This is a genomic window from Streptomyces sp. NPDC047130 (genome assembly GCF_040643475.1).
In the GTDB taxonomy this organism is placed as follows: Bacteria; Actinomycetota; Actinomycetes; order Streptomycetales; family Streptomycetaceae; genus Streptomyces.
This window is the reverse complement of record NZ_JBEYUK010000011.1, coordinates 13,691-28,389: the sequence shown is the minus strand read 5'-3', so window position 1 is coordinate 28,389 and position 14,699 is coordinate 13,691. Positions and strand designations below refer to the sequence as shown.

Annotated in this window: 13 protein-coding genes and 1 pseudogene; 11 read left to right on the top strand and 3 right to left on the bottom strand. The window is 72.1% G+C overall.

What is annotated here, in order from left to right; all coding sequences use genetic code 11:
- From ABZ836_RS15655 to ABZ836_RS15610, 10 genes and pseudogenes are all read left to right on the top strand, one after another.
- Window positions 1-514, top strand: a pseudogene (locus ABZ836_RS15655) (hypothetical protein); the annotation flags it as partial.
- Entirely contained in the window at window positions 511-1,518 is a 1,008-nt protein-coding gene (gene nadC, locus ABZ836_RS15650; RefSeq protein WP_361142430.1) for a carboxylating nicotinate-nucleotide diphosphorylase, read from the top strand. The pseudogene ABZ836_RS15655 and the gene nadC, both read left to right, overlap by 4 nt.
- An 11-nt stretch (window positions 1,519-1,529) precedes the next feature.
- On the top strand, window positions 1,530-2,327 hold the full coding sequence (locus ABZ836_RS15645) for a type III pantothenate kinase (RefSeq protein ID WP_356137499.1): 798 nt from the start codon (window positions 1,530-1,532) through the stop codon (window positions 2,325-2,327).
- Between the two features lie 363 nt (window positions 2,328-2,690).
- Window positions 2,691-3,482 (top strand): hypothetical protein, encoded by a 792-nt coding sequence (locus ABZ836_RS15640; protein WP_361142661.1) that lies wholly within the window; start codon window positions 2,691-2,693, stop codon window positions 3,480-3,482.
- 26 nt (window positions 3,483-3,508) lie between these two features.
- Window positions 3,509-3,688 carry a hypothetical protein gene (locus ABZ836_RS15635; RefSeq protein WP_356137497.1) on the top strand — a complete coding sequence of 60 codons (180 nt, stop codon included), beginning with the start codon at window positions 3,509-3,511 and terminating at the stop codon, window positions 3,686-3,688.
- Between the two features lie 54 nt (window positions 3,689-3,742).
- Window positions 3,743-4,162 carry a BlaI/MecI/CopY family transcriptional regulator gene (locus ABZ836_RS15630; RefSeq protein ID WP_356137495.1) on the top strand — a complete coding sequence of 140 codons (420 nt, stop codon included), beginning with the start codon at window positions 3,743-3,745 and terminating at the stop codon, window positions 4,160-4,162.
- Between the two features lie 9 nt (window positions 4,163-4,171).
- Complete coding sequence (locus ABZ836_RS15625; RefSeq protein ID WP_356137493.1) at window positions 4,172-4,705, top strand: amino-acid N-acetyltransferase; 534 nt, start codon at window positions 4,172-4,174, stop codon at window positions 4,703-4,705.
- 259 nt (window positions 4,706-4,964) lie between these two features.
- Window positions 4,965-5,300 (top strand): Lsr2 family protein, encoded by a 336-nt coding sequence (locus tag ABZ836_RS15620; RefSeq protein WP_356137491.1) that lies wholly within the window; start codon window positions 4,965-4,967, stop codon window positions 5,298-5,300.
- 599 nt (window positions 5,301-5,899) lie between these two features.
- On the top strand, window positions 5,900-8,425 hold the full coding sequence (locus ABZ836_RS15615) for an ATP-dependent Clp protease ATP-binding subunit (RefSeq protein ID WP_356137489.1): 2,526 nt from the start codon (window positions 5,900-5,902) through the stop codon (window positions 8,423-8,425).
- Between the two features lie 455 nt (window positions 8,426-8,880).
- Entirely contained in the window at window positions 8,881-9,495 is a 615-nt protein-coding gene (locus ABZ836_RS15610; protein WP_356137487.1) for a M23 family metallopeptidase, read from the top strand.
- 100 nt (window positions 9,496-9,595) lie between these two features.
- Here ABZ836_RS15610 and ABZ836_RS15605 read toward each other — a convergent pair whose 3' ends face one another.
- Window positions 9,596-10,537, bottom strand: a complete 942-nt coding sequence (locus ABZ836_RS15605) for an A/G-specific adenine glycosylase (protein WP_361142423.1) — start codon at window positions 10,535-10,537, stop codon at window positions 9,596-9,598.
- A gap of 172 nt (window positions 10,538-10,709) precedes the next feature.
- Between ABZ836_RS15605 and ABZ836_RS15600 the strand changes: the two genes are divergently transcribed.
- Window positions 10,710-11,579, top strand: a complete 870-nt coding sequence (locus ABZ836_RS15600) for a DUF4232 domain-containing protein (RefSeq protein WP_361142420.1) — start codon at window positions 10,710-10,712, stop codon at window positions 11,577-11,579.
- A gap of 385 nt (window positions 11,580-11,964) precedes the next feature.
- Here the strand turns inward: ABZ836_RS15600 and disA are convergent, their stop codons facing one another.
- Both disA and radA read right to left on the bottom strand, forming a co-directional pair.
- Complete coding sequence (gene disA, locus ABZ836_RS15595) at window positions 11,965-13,089, bottom strand: DNA integrity scanning diadenylate cyclase DisA (RefSeq protein WP_356137481.1); 1,125 nt, start codon at window positions 13,087-13,089, stop codon at window positions 11,965-11,967.
- An 81-nt stretch (window positions 13,090-13,170) separates the two neighbouring features.
- Complete coding sequence (radA, locus tag ABZ836_RS15590; RefSeq protein ID WP_356137479.1) at window positions 13,171-14,583, bottom strand: DNA repair protein RadA; 1,413 nt, start codon at window positions 14,581-14,583, stop codon at window positions 13,171-13,173.
- Window positions 14,584-14,699: the final 116 nt, after the last annotated feature.

The window sequence follows — 14,699 nt, the reverse complement described above, 5'->3', positions numbered from 1 at the left end:
CACCACCGGCACCGCCGACAGCACCGACGAGCTCCACCGCGGCGCGCCCCGCACCGGCGCCCGCACCGGCGCCCGCACCCCCGTCGCCGTGGCCGAGGGCGCTCCCACCCAGCCCCTGCCCGCCGCCGAGGACCGCTCCGCGATCCAGCGCGTGATGACCGAGGGCGCCGGCGTGCTGCGTTCCGCCGAGTCCCTGCGGAAGGCGGCCGAGGACCTGGCCGAGCTGCACGCCGCGGCGGCCGAGGGCCGTGGCAAGAAGCCGGTGCCGGGCACCGAGACGTGGGAGACGGCCAACCTCCTCCTGGTCGCCCGGGTCCTCGTCGAGGCGGCCCGCCACCGGGAGGAGACCCGCGGCTGCCACTGGCGCGAGGACCGCCCGGACCGGGACGACCAGCGGTGGCGCCGCCACATCGTCGTCCGCCTCGGCGAGGGCCGTACGCTCGCCGTGCACACCACCGAAGGACCGGGTTTCGCACCGGTCACCACCCCCTCCACAGGAGCAGTGAAGAAGTGAGTTCCTCCGACCTCCCCCTCGCCGACGGCGGCGGCTGCGGCGACGGCTGCGCCTGCGGTGCCGGCGACGACCACGAGTTCGACGCCTACGAGTGCGGACTCGACCCCGCCCTCGCCGAGCTGCTGGCCGAGGCCGGTCTCGACCCGGCCGAGGTCGAGGACATCGCCACCATGGCGGTCGCCGAGGACCTCGACGGCGGCGTGGACGTCACCACCTGGGCCACCATCCCCGAGGAGGCCGTCGCCACCGCCGACTTCACCGCCCGCGAGGCCGGTGTGGTGGCCGGACTGCGGATCGCCGAGGCGGTCGTCTCGGTGGTCGCCTCCGACGAGTTCGAGGTCGAGCGGCACGCCGAGGACGGCGACCGGGTGGAGGCCGGGCAGAAGCTGCTCTCGGTCACCACGCGCACCCGCGACCTGCTGACGGCGGAGCGCAGCGCGCTCAACCTCCTGTGCCGCCTGTCCGGCATCGCCACCGCCACGCGCGCCTGGGCCGACGTCCTCGAGGGCACCGGGGCGACCGTCCGCGACACCCGGAAGACCACGCCCGGCCTGCGCTCCCTGGAGAAGTACGCGGTGCGCTGCGGCGGCGGCGCCAACCACCGGATGTCGCTCTCCGACGCCGCGCTGGTGAAGGACAACCACGTGGTCGCCGCCGGTGGTGTGGCCGCGGCGTTCCGGGCGGTCCGCGAGCGGTTCCCCGAGCTGCCCGTCGAGGTCGAGGTCGACACCCTGGACCAGCTCCGCGAGGTGCTGGACGCGGGCGCCGACCTGGTCCTGCTGGACAACCTCACCCCCGCCGAGTGCGCGGAGGCGGTCAAGCTCACCGAGGGACGGGCCAAGCTGGAGGCCTCCGGCCGGCTCACCCTGGAGAACGCCAAGGCGTACGCCGACGCCGGCGTGGACCACCTGGCGGTGGGCGCGCTCACGCACTCCTCGCCGATCCTGGACATCGGCCTGGACCTGCGGGACGCCACCGGCGCCGCGCAGAACGAGACGGAGTAGGGGCGCGGGCCATGCTGCTGACGATCGACGTGGGCAACACGCACACCGTGCTGGGACTGTTCGACGGTTCCGAGATCATCGAGCACTGGCGCATCTCCACCGACCCGCGCCGCACCGCGGACGAGTTGGCCGTGCTGATGCAAGGCCTGATGGGGGCGCACCCGCTGCTCGGCGGTGAGCTCGGCGAGGGCATCGACGGCATCGCGATCTGCGCGACCGTCCCGTCCGTGCTGCACGAACTGCGCGAGGTGACCCGCCGCTACTACGGCGACGTGCCCGCGGTGATCGTCGAGCCCGGCGTGAAGACGGGCGTGCCGATCCTCACGGACAACCCCAAGGAGGTCGGCGCGGACCGCATCATCAACGCGGTCGCCGCCGCCGAGCTCTACGGCGGGCCGGCCATCGTCGTCGACTTCGGCACCGCCACCACCTTCGACGCGGTCAGCGTCAAGGGCCAGTACATCGGCGGGGTGATCGCGCCGGGCATCGAGATCTCGGTGGAGGCGCTGGGCGTCAAGGGCGCGCAGCTCCGCAAGATCGAGGTGGCCCGCCCCCGGAGCGTGATCGGGCGGAACACCGTCGAGGCGATGCAGTCCGGGATCGTCTACGGCTTCGCGGGACAGGTCGACGGCGTCGTCGAGCGCATGGCGCGCGAGCTGGCCGAGGACCCCGACGACGTGACGGTGATCGCCACGGGCGGACTGGCGCCGATGGTGCTGGGGGAGTCCACGGTGATCGACGAGCACGAGCCCTGGCTCACCCTGATAGGGCTGCGCCTGGTCTACGAACGCAACGTCGGCCGCACCTGACGACCCCGGGTCCGCCGGCCCGCACCCGCCCGGCCCGCGCGGACACCCGGTCCGGCCCGCGCGGACACCCGCGCGGCCCCCGTCCGCGCGGCCCGCACCCGCACCGCCGGCCCCACCCGCGCCCCGGTTCCGCCCGGCGGAGCCGGGGCGCGGGCGTGTCCGGGGCCCCGCGGACCAGCCCGCGCACCCGCCCAGGCCCACGACCGCGACCGCACCGGGCGGTCCCCCACGGGGGCCGCCCCCGGTCGGACGGGTCCACCCCCGGTCGGACGCGTCCCTGCGGCACGCCGATGGAAATATGTCCATGATTGTCTGATTGGCGCGTATGGTCGCGCCATGCCCACGCCCTACGGATCCCGCGGCATGGCGTTCGGCCCGCAAGAGCTGCGCGTGCTCCGCCGTGCCCTCGCCCTCGCCCTTCACCCCCGCCCCGCCTCCCCCCGGGAGGTCCAGGACTGCCTGCGGCTCGCCGACGCGGTCGACGAGGTGACGCGGGAGGCGGCCCGGCAGCGCGCCTTCCTCCTGGCCGACCTGGTCCGCTACCGCGCCGCCCTGCCGGGCAGCGTCACCGGCTACCTCGGTCTCCTGCGGGAGGCCCTGGACACCGGTCACCACCCGGAACAGGACGACCTGGCCGCCCTCCGGGCCCTGAGCGGCAACGCCGTCGCCGTCTCGCTGCTGCGGCGCTGCGAGGCGCTCACCGGGTGGACGGCCCCCGTCGCCGTGCCGGGGCCGGTCCTGCCCGCGCAGGGTTCGGAACCGGCGACCGCCGCCCGCCCGGAACTGGTCCCGGTGCCGGCCACCGCGACCGTGCCCCCCGTGCGGCGCCCGTTCCCGCAGGACCTCGAGCCCTGCGGGCCGGTCGGGCGGGCGGTGCCCGCCGCCCGCACCCGCCTGCTGGCCCTGCCGGGCGGCCTGAGCGCGGAGGGCGGCCAAGGCGGCCAAGGCGGCCAGGGCGGCCAAGGCGGCCAAGGCGACCAGGACGACCCGGCGGAGCGCCCGGAACCGTCCCCCTCCGAGCCCCGGCAGCCCGACCGCCCGGCTCCGGGGCGCCCGATCCCCACCCCCGGTGAGGTCTTCCCGCGCCGGAAGCCGGCCGCCTCGCCGCCCCCGCCGCCGGACGAGCCCTCGCAGGGGCGGCTGGCCGCGGGGTGAGACAGGGGGGTGGCTACCCTGGAGCCATGGACTACGTCTCCGCGCTTCTGCCCCCGTTCGTGATGGCCGCCCTCTTCATCGGGGTCATCAGGGTGATCATCAAGACCCAGGGCGGGGTCAACAAGGCCAAGGAGGACGCCGCGGTCGACGCGGCCCTGGCCAAGGCCCAGGCCACCCCCCGGGCCCCCCGGACCGAAGAGTCCTGACGCCCCGCACTTCCCGCGCCTGTTACCGGGCGTACCGGGACTAACGTTCCTCCCATGCCGAAACCCTTGGGAGAACTCGAAGACGCGGTCATGAGCCGGATCTGGAAGTGGAACCGGCCCGTGACCGTTCGGGAAGTCCTGGAAGATCTGCAGAAGGACCGGTCCATCGCCTACACCACGGTGATGACCGTTCTCGACAATCTCCAGCGCAAGGGCTGGGTACGCCGCCACGCCGAAGGCCGGGCGTATCGATATGAGGCCGTATCCAGCCGCGCCGCCTACTCCGCCGCGCTGATGAACGACGCCTGGTCCCGGAGCGACAATCCGACCGCCGCTCTGGTGGCGTTCTTCGGGATGATGAACGAGGACCAGCGCGGCATGGTCCGTGACGCACTTCGCATCGCGCACGGCCCCGACGCCGCCCCGGACGCGGAGAACACCCCCGAGTCGGCGGACGACGCTTCCGGGGGATAACGTCCGGACATGTCAGTGGAGCCTTCCGAAGTCAGCGCCAAAGCTTTCACCGTCCGCAGGGCCAGGACCGGCGACGTTCCGGCTCTTCGCCGCCTCCTCGACTCGTACACCCGTGACGGCAGGCTGCTCGACAAAGCGACCGTCACCCTTTACGAGGACATCCAGGAGTTCTGGGTCGCGGAACGCGACGACAACGCGGAGGTCGTCGGGTGCGGCGCGCTCCACGTGATGTGGGAGGACCTCGCCGAAGTGCGCACCCTGGCGGTGAACCCGGCGCTGAAGGGTGCCGGCGTCGGCCATCAGTTGCTGCAGAAGCTGCTCCAGACCGCCCGCTGGCTCGGTGTGCGCCGCGTTTTCTGCCTCACCTTCGAAGTCGAGTTCTTCGGCAGGCACGGCTTCGTGGAGATCGGTGAGACTCCGGTGGACACCGATGTCTACGCGGAGCTGCTGCGTTCCTATGACGAGGGCGTCGCGGAGTTCCTCGGACTCGAACGGGTGAAACCGAACACCTTGGGCAACAGCCGGATGCTTCTGCATCTGTGATCTTCTCCGGTTGCCGCCTCCGGTCTTCTCCGCGCCTTCACGGTGTGAGGTATTCAGGGTCCTCCCCACTTCATCGGTGCCCTATGTCCGGATCGGGCGGGTTTTCGGTCGCGTTCGCGAGCGGGGTCTCTCCCGGGGGTTTGTGTTTTTCGGGCAAAAGCGGTTTGCTTTCCGGCGTACTGCAGTACTGCATATAACAAGGGACGGCGAAACGGCTCCGCCCGGAGCCGCCCCAGGGTTATCGATGAAAGGAATAGCGGTGGCACAGAAGGTTCAGGTCCTTCTTGTCGACGACCTCGACGGCGGCGAGGCGGACGAGACGGTGACGTTCGCGCTGGACGGCAAGACGTACGAGATCGACCTCACGACCGCCAACGCGGACAAGCTGCGCGGCCTGCTCGAGCCCTACGTGAAGAGCGGACGCCGCACCGGCGGCCGCGCCTCCGGCGGCCGGGCGAAGACGCGCGCGGCGGCCGGCAGCAGCCAGGAGACGGCACAGATCCGCGCCTGGGCCAAGGAGCAGGGTCTCGACGTCAACGACCGCGGCCGGGTCCCGGCGAAGATCCGCGAGGCGTACGAGAAGGCCAACGGCTGACACACCCGTTCACGGCCGGGCGTCGGCCGGATGCCGGAGAGCCGCCCCGTGCGGCTCTCTGCCGTTGCGGCGCGCGCGTGCCTTCCGGGTCGGCCCGGTCCGCTGCCGGTCCGCTGCCGGTCCGTTCCCGGTCTCCTCCCGGTCCCTTCCGGTCCCTTCCGGTCCTTCTCGCGCGACCCTCGCCCTTCCTCACGGATTGTTCACACCGGACGCGTTTCGAACGCGCTGGGTAACCGGAACGGGGGCGCGCGAGTCGGCGGAGCGGCGCAAGGTTGTTCGCCCGTAGCGGAGGCGACCGGGCCGCGCGGCATGGACCGCCGGTCGATGCGGGTAAGACATCCCTAGTGGGAGGGGGCGACACGCAGGAACAGGCCGTCTTCCGTTCGCCATCGGCGTACTGGTGGAGGACGTAAGTGCCTGGCCTGCGGGAACATCGTCTCGCACCATCGGGTTGGAGCAGATGTCGGCGTTCCGGGTCAGGAGGCCAAGGACGGTGTCGGCAGTTGGAATGAGCGGTCCCCGCTTGCGGGACTAAGCTGCGGAAGGACAGGAAGGGGACAGCCCCCTTACTGCCTGACCGCTCTGAGGAGCGATTAACGATGTTCGAGAGGTTCACCGACCGCGCGCGGCGGGTTGTCGTCCTGGCTCAGGAAGAAGCCCGGATGCTCAACCACAACTACATCGGCACCGAGCACATCCTCCTGGGCCTGATCCACGAGGGTGAGGGTGTCGCCGCTAAGGCCCTGGAGAGCCTCGGGATTTCGCTCGAGGCGGTCCGCCAGCAGGTGGAGGAGATCATCGGTCAGGGCCAGCAGGCCCCGTCCGGCCACATCCCCTTCACCCCCCGTGCCAAGAAGGTCCTGGAGCTGTCGCTCCGCGAGGCCCTTCAGCTGGGCCACAACTACATCGGCACGGAGCACATCCTGCTCGGCCTGATCCGCGAGGGCGAGGGCGTCGCCGCCCAGGTCCTGGTCAAGCTGGGCGCAGACCTCAACCGTGTCCGCCAGCAGGTCATCCAGCTGCTGTCGGGCTACTCGGGGAGCAAGGAGGCCGCCACCGCCGGCGGTCCCGCCGAGGGCACCCCCTCGACCTCCCTGGTCCTCGACCAGTTCGGCCGGAACCTCACCCAGGCCGCTCGTGAGTCCAAGCTCGACCCGGTCATCGGGCGCGAGAAGGAGATCGAGCGGGTCATGCAGGTGCTGTCCCGCCGGACCAAGAACAACCCGGTGCTGATCGGTGAGCCCGGCGTCGGCAAGACCGCCGTCGTCGAGGGCCTCGCCCAGGCCATCGTCAAGGGCGAGGTGCCCGAGACCCTCAAGGACAAGCACCTCTACACCCTGGACCTCGGCGCCCTGGTCGCCGGCTCCCGCTACCGCGGTGACTTCGAGGAGCGCCTGAAGAAGGTGCTCAAGGAGATCCGCACCCGCGGCGACATCATCCTGTTCATCGACGAGCTGCACACGCTCGTCGGTGCGGGCGCCGCCGAGGGCGCGATCGACGCCGCCAGCATCCTCAAGCCGATGCTGGCCCGCGGTGAGCTCCAGACGATCGGCGCCACCACGCTCGACGAGTACCGCAAGCACCTGGAGAAGGACGCCGCCCTCGAGCGCCGCTTCCAGCCCATCCAGGTCGCGGAGCCGTCGCTGCCGCACACCATCGAGATCCTCAAGGGTCTGCGCGACCGGTACGAGGCGCACCACCGTGTGTCCATCACCGACGAGGCGCTGGTCCAGGCCGCCACCCTGGCCGACCGGTACATCTCGGACCGCTTCCTGCCGGACAAGGCGATCGACCTGATCGACGAGGCCGGTTCTCGGATGCGCATCCGCCGGATGACCGCGCCGCCGGACCTCCGTGAGTTCGACGAGAAGATCGCCGGCGTCCGCCGCGACAAGGAGTCCGCGATCGACTCGCAGGACTTCGAGAAGGCCGCCTCCCTGCGCGACAAGGAGAAGCAGCTCCTCGCCGCGAAGGCCAAGCGGGAGAAGGAGTGGAAGGCCGGCGACATGGACGTCGTCGCCGAGGTCGACGGCGACCTGATCGCCGAGGTCCTCGCCACGGCCACGGGCATCCCGGTCTTCAAGCTGACCGAGGAGGAGTCCAGCCGCCTGCTCCGCATGGAGGACGAGCTCCACAAGCGGGTCATCGGCCAGGACGACGCCGTCAAGGCGCTCTCCAAGGCGATCCGCCGTACCCGTGCCGGCCTGAAGGACCCGAAGCGTCCCGGTGGCTCGTTCATCTTCGCCGGTCCGTCCGGTGTCGGTAAGACCGAGCTGTCCAAGGCGCTCGCCGAGTTCCTCTTCGGCGACGAGGACGCGCTGATCTCCCTCGACATGTCGGAGTTCAGCGAGAAGCACACGGTCTCGCGTCTCTTCGGTTCGCCCCCCGGCTACGTGGGCTACGAGGAGGGCGGCCAGCTGACCGAGAAGGTCCGTCGCAAGCCGTTCTCCGTGGTCCTCTTCGACGAGGTCGAGAAGGCGCACCCGGACATCTTCAACTCGCTGCTGCAGATCCTGGAGGACGGTCGCCTGACCGACTCCCAGGGCCGGGTCGTGGACTTCAAGAACACGGTCATCATCATGACGACCAACCTCGGCACCCGGGACATCTCCAAGGGCTTCAACCTGGGCTTCGCCGCCCAGGGCGACACGAAGACCAACTACGAGCGCATGAAGAACAAGGTCTCGGACGAGCTCAAGCAGCACTTCCGCCCCGAGTTCCTCAACCGCGTCGACGACGTGGTGGTCTTCCCGCAGCTCACGCAGGCGGACATCCTGCGGATCGTCGACCTGATGATCAGCAAGGTGGACGAGCGCCTGAAGGACCGGGACATGGGCATCGAGCTCTCCCAGTCCGCCAAGGAGCTGCTGTCCAAGAAGGGCTACGACCCCGTGCTGGGCGCCCGGCCGCTGCGCCGGACCATCCAGCGGGAGATCGAGGACACGCTCTCGGAGAAGATCCTCTTCGGCGAGCTGCGCCCCGGTCACATCGTGGTCGTCGACACGGAGGGCGAGGGCGAGGAGCAGACCTTCACCTTCCGGGGCGAGGAGAAGGCCGCGCTGCCGGACGTCCCGCCGGTCGAGCAGGCCGCGGGCGGCGGTCCGAACCTGAGCAAGGACGCGTAACACCCGAGTGACCCGAAGGGGCCGGAGCGGAGAGATCCGCTCCGGCCCCTTCGGCGTGTCCGGGGTGCGGAGCCGGGAGCCCGTCGTGACCGGGGGCTCAACTGCTGTGCCCGGGGCCACACCCGGCGGGCCGCGGGAGGGCCCCACCGGTGAGGTGGCGCACGCGACCCAGGTCACCTACGAAGCCCGGTAGGAGGCCGCACGGGGGCCCCGGGCGCGGATCAGGGCTGGTGGGCGGCACGCCCACCAGCACACAGTCCGGTTCGCCTGATAAGCGAGCTTTGTCATATTTTGTTCTCCCCTGTCCGGAGTACTAACGGACGTCGTAGATCACACCTTTGTCAGGGATGCCCTGGGCGGGTTACCAAGGAGTGGCCGCAGGGCGAGACCGGTTCCCGCTCAGGCAGGAGGCCGGAACTCCCGCGGCGATCCCGTCCCCGAACAAAGGGTTCTTCATGTTCAAGCACGTCACGCTCCGCACCGCCGGCACGACCACCCTTCGCACCCGCGCCGCGGTCGTCACCGCCGGCCTGGGAGCCTCGGTCGTCCTCGGTACCGGAGTCGCGACTGCTGCCGGCGCCACCGCCGGCGCCCCGGCGGCCGGTACCGTCACCGCCGCCACGCAGGCGAGCACCAAGGCCCCCAAGGGCAACGCCTGGGTCGACCCGGTGCAGAAGTACAAGCTGAGCGCCAGCTACGCCCAGAACGGCGGCATGTGGGCGTCGAAGCACTCCGGCCAGGACTTCGCCGTCCCGACCGGCACCAAGGTCTTCGCGGTCCACGAGGGCACCGTCGTCAAGGCCGGCGGCTGGGGCGCCGGTGACGGCCCGGCCTACGGCAACGCCGTCGTCGTCAAGCACGACAACGGCACCTACTCGCAGTACGCGCACCTCTCCAAGGTGCAGGTCTCGGTCGGCGAGAAGGTCAAGACCGGCGAGCAGATCGCGCTGTCCGGCAACACCGGCAACTCCAGCGGTCCTCACCTGCACTTCGAGATCCGCACCACCGCCAACTACGGCTCGGCCGTCGACCCGGCGAAGTTCCTCGCCTCCAAGGGCGTCAAGATCTGACGACTCCGGTGACGCGCGGCGGCGCGACGGACCGAACATGCGGAAGGCCCCCGGCAGCACGGCTGCCGGGGGCCTTCCGCGTTCTCCCGCCCGTCGGCCGTCAGCCCGGCAGGCGGTACAGGCCCTCGTCCAGCGGCTCCACCAGACCGTCCGCGACCAGACCGTCCAGGGCGCGGGCCCGCTGCACCGGCTCGTCCCACACCGCGTCCAGCGCCGCCTGCGGGACCGGCTCCCGCGCCGCGCGCAGTACCGCGAGGAGCTTGCCGCGCACCTGCCGGTCCGTGCCCGCGTAGGTCTGGCCGCGCCGCGGCGGACCGTCGTGCTCCGGCTTGCCGGCCTGCCGCCAGGCGCAGCGGGACGCGATCGGGCAGCGGTGGCAGCTCTCGTTCCGCGCGGTGCAGACCAGCGCGCCCAGCTCCATCGAGGCCGCCGCCCACCGGGCGGCCGTGCCCTCGTCGGCCGGGAGCAGCGAGACGGCCAGCCGGCGCTCCGCCGCGGTGGTTGCGGTCGGCGGGTACTGGACGCCGGTCACCGCGCGGGCCAGGACTCGGCGGACATTGGTGTCCAGCACGGCGTGCCGCCGGCCGAAGGCGAACGAGGCGACGGCGGCGGCCGTGTACTCGCCGACACCGGGCAGCGCCAGCAGTTCGCCGTGGTCGGAGGGGACCTCGCCGTCGTGCCGCTCGGTGATGGCGACGGCCGCGCCGTGCAGGCGCAGGGCGCGGCGCGGGTAGCCGAGGCGGCCCCAGGCCCGCACCGCCTCCCCCGGCGCCTCGGCGGCCAGGTCGGCGGGGCGGGGCCAGCGGGCCAGCCACTGTTCGTACACCGGCAGCACCCGGGCGACCGGGGTCTGCTGGAGCATGAACTCGCTGACCATCACGCCCCAGGCGCCGGCCTCGGCGCGGCGCCAGGGCAGGTCGCGGGCGTTCGCCTCGAACCAGGCGATCACGGGGGTGTGCAGGGGGACGGTGTCGGTGCCCGGGGCGGCCTGCGGCGCGGCGCTGTGCGCGGCGGCCGGCCCGGTGTTCGTGGGTGCGGTCATGGCGTCATCGATCCTGCCACGACCGGGACGTCACCCGATGTGCGCAGTCGGTCACCCGTAGGACGCAGTCCAGGGTGCGGAACCGGGATGCCGGGATGATGATCCGGAAAAGTTGTCGTCCGCACGGCGGGTGCCGCCTTGGGTGACGGCGATCTCTCGTACAGTTTGCGCCGTGGGATCACTGCGCAATCCGGTCGGGCCGCTTCCCTCCTCCATCTACTGGCGACGGAGGGCCGTCTTCTTTGTCGTGCTGCTCGCGCTGGCGGGGCTGATCGGCTGGCTGGTCGCCGGTGGCGGAGGCGGTTCCCAGGACCCGTCCGACGGGTCGGACGGCAAGAACCCCGCGCCCTCGATCACCCCGGGCCCCTCCGGCTCCGGTCCGGCGATCGACAACCCGCCCGGCGGCGGGTCCGGCACGGGCGGCGGCTCCGGGGGCACGCCCTCCGGTGACGCGTCCGACGGCTCGGGCGGCTCGGACGGTGACGCGGAGGCCGGCGAGGGCGGCGACGGGGACGCCGCCGGCGGTCCGGGCGGGGGTTCCGGTTCGGGCTCCGGTTCCAGTTCCGGGTCCGGCGGCGCGGGGGCGAACTGGACCAGCTCGGTGAACCGGCTGCCCGGCGGCTCCACGCTCGCCACGTGCGACCGGGGTGACGTCCGGCTGACGCTGCGGAGCGTCCGGAACACCTACGAGGACGGCGAGAAGCCGGTGCTGCGGCTGACGGTGACCAACACGTCGGGCGGCGACTGCAAGGTCGACCTCGGGCCGCGGGCCACCGTCCTGAAGATCACCAAGGCCAACGCGGAGGACGACGAGACGTACTGGTCCTCGGCGGACTGCCCGAAGGACGGGGCGCTGCTGTTCCGCGTGCCGAAGGGCGGCTCCGTCACGTACGACCTCGAGTGGGACCGCCGGCCGAGTGACGCGGACCGGTGCGAGGCGGCGCCGAAGGGGCGGGCCGGGGCGGGCACGTACCTGGTCGTCGCCAAGACCCCCGCGACGTCGAGTCCCCTCCAGGCCACCTTCACGCTGAAGTCCGACTGATCCTCCGGTCCGCGGGGGAGACCGGCCGGAACCTTGCTGTCCGCCGGGCCCGGGCTTCCGCCGTGCTGCGGTAGGGCCGCGTGCGTACGGCACGGTCGGCCACCGCACGGCGGTGCTTGCCGCTCGCCGCGGAGCGCACGGTGATGCGAGCCGCTCGCCGCGGAGGCTGGGGTCCGGCGCCCGCCCGCAGGGAGGTCGGTAAGGCGACGCCCTGGAGCGGGCCGCCCACAGGGCGGCGGCCAGGGACGCCCGCGCGGCGGGCTGTCGCGCCCCGCCGGCGCTCGCAAGGCGGACCCGCGGGTGCCCGGCTGCTCCGCAAGGCGGCAGTTGGCACCGCCGGCGCCGCCCGGGCGGGGCGGACCGTGCCCCCGCCCCGGGAGCGGGCTCAGACGTAGCGTTCGAGGATGGAGGATTCCGCGAGCCGGGAGAGTCCCTCGCGGACACTGCGGGCCCGCGCCTCCCCGACCCCGTCGACCGTCTGCAGGTCGTCGACGCTCGCCGCGAGCAGCTTCTGCAGCCCCCCGAAGTGCTCGACCAGCCGGTCGATGATCGCCCCCGGCAGCCGGGGGACCTTGGCCAGCAGCCGGAAGCCCCGCGGCGAGACCGCGGAGTCCAGCGCCTCCGGCGACCCCGTGTACCCCAGCGCCCGCGCCACCGTGGCGATGTCCAGCAGCTCCGTGTGGCCGAGCGCGTCCAGCTCCGCCAGCGCCTCGTCCACCGTGCGCGAGCGCTTCGGCGTCGGCTCCGGCACGTAGTCCCGGACGATCAGCTCCCGCTCCGGCTCGACGCCGGCGATCAGCTCGTCCAGCTGCAGCGCCAGCAGCCGCCCGTCGGTGCCCAGCTCCACCACGTACTCGGCGATCTCCGTGGCGATCCGGCGCACCATCTCCAGCCGCTGCGCGACCGCGGAGACGTCCCGCACCGTCACCAGGTCCTCGATCTCCAGCGCGGAGAGCGTTCCGGCGACCTCGTCGAGGCGGAGCTTGTACCGCTCCAGCGTGGCGAGCGCCTGGTTGGCACGGGACAGGATGGCGGCCGAGTCCTCCAGGACCCGCCGCTGCCCGTCGACGTACAGCGCGATCAGCCGCATCGACTGGGAGACCGAGACGACGGGGAAGCCGACCTGCTTGCTGACCCGGTCCGCCGTGCGGTGCCGGGTGCCGGTCTCCTCGGTGGGGATCGTCGGGTCGGGCACGAGCTGCACGCCCGCCCGGAGGATCTTCGAGAGGTCGGTGGAGAGGACGATGCCGCCGTCCAGCTTGCACAGCTCCCGCAGCCGGGTCGCGCTGAACTCGACGTCCAGGACGAAACCGCCCGTGCACATCGCCTCGACGGTCTTGTCGGACCCGAGCACGATGAGGCCGCCGGTGTTGCCGCGCAGCACCCGCTCCAGGCCGTCGCGCAGGGCCGTGCCGGGCGCCACGGCGCTCAGCGAGGCACGCATCAGCCCGTCGGCGCCGGAGCTCCCACCGGACTTTCCGGGAGCTGAGGCCCGGTCGTTGGCTGCCACTGCTCTCCTCCGGTCGCAGACTTCTTCAGGCGCTCCCGCGACGCACACACTTCGCACGGACGGGCGAGACCGGGGCAAAGTCTACCGGCGGTCCTCGCCCTCCTGCCGGGCCTCTCGGCGACGAGAGCGCGGCAGGACCCTCAGCGCATCCGATATGTCGGCCACCTCGAGCACCTTCATTCCCTCAGGAATCTTCCCCGGATCGGCCGGGACCAGCGCATGTGTGAATCCGAGGCGGTGCGCTTCGGCCAATCGCCGCTGGACGCCGGTGACCCTCCTCACCTCGCCGGCCAGGCCGACCTCGCCGATCGCCACCAGGTTCTTCGGCAGCGGGGTGTCGCTGGCCGAGGAGGCCAGGGCCAGCGCGACGGCCAAGTCGGCGGCGGGCTCGGAGAGCCGCACGCCGCCCACCGTGGCCGAGTAGATGTCCTGCTTGCCCAGCGCCTTGATCCGGCCGCGCTGCTCCAGCACGGCCAGCATCATCGACACCCGCGAGGTCTCCAGCCCCGAGGTCGTGCGCCGCGGGGTGGGGATCTGGGTGTCCACGGTGAGCGCCTGGACCTCGGCGACCAGCGGGCGGCGGCCCTCCAGCGTGACCGTGAGGCAGGTGCCCGGCACGGGGTCGTCCCGGCGGGTGAGGAAGAGGCCGGAAGGGTCGGCGAGGCCGGTGATCCCCTCGTCGTGCAGCTCGAAGCAGCCGACCTCGTCGGTGGTGCCGTACCTGTTCTTCACGCCGCGCACGAGGCGGAGCCTGGCGTGCCGGTCGCCCTCGAAGTTGAGGACGACGTCCACGAGGTGTTCCAGCAGGCGCGGGCCGGCGATGTTGCCGTCCTTGGTGACGTGGCCGACGAGCAGCGTGGACATGCCGCGATCCTTGGAGGCGCGGATCAGCGCGCCGGCCACCTCGCGGACCTGCGCCATGCCGCCGGGGGCGCCGTCGATCTCGGGGGAGGCGACGGTCTGCACCGAGTCGAGGATCAGCAGCGACGGCTGCACGGCCTCGATGTGGCCGAGCACCGTGGACAGATCCGTCTCCGCGGCGAGGTAGAGGTGGTCGTGGATGGCGTGGATGCGGTCGGCGCGCAGCCGCACCTGGCTCGCGGACTCCTCGCCGGTCACGTACAGGGTGCGGTGCTCGGAGCTCGCGGACTTGGCCGCGACGTCCAGCAACAGCGTGGACTTGCCGACGCCCGGCTCGCCCGCCACCAGCACCACGGCGCCGGGCACCAGGCCGCCGCCGAGCACCCGGTCCAGCTCGGGGACGCCGGTGGAGCGGGCGGTGGCCTGCTTGCCGTCCACCTGGCCGATGGGCAGGGCGGACGTGGTGACCCGGCCGGGAGCGGTCGTGCGGACGGCGGGGGCGCTGCCGTACTCCTCGACCGTGCCCCAGGCGTGGCATTCGGGGCAGCGGCCGAGCCATTTGGCCGTCTGCCAACCGCATTCGGTGCAGCGGTAGGACGGACGGTCCTTGGTCGACTTGGTACGGGCAGCCATGGCGCCACCGTAACCGGCCGTACCGACAGCCCCATCAGCACCGTGCGCAGCACGCTCAGGAACGGGCAGGAACGGTCGCTCGCCGTCCGCAGAAACGTACACTCACGTCCCCTTAT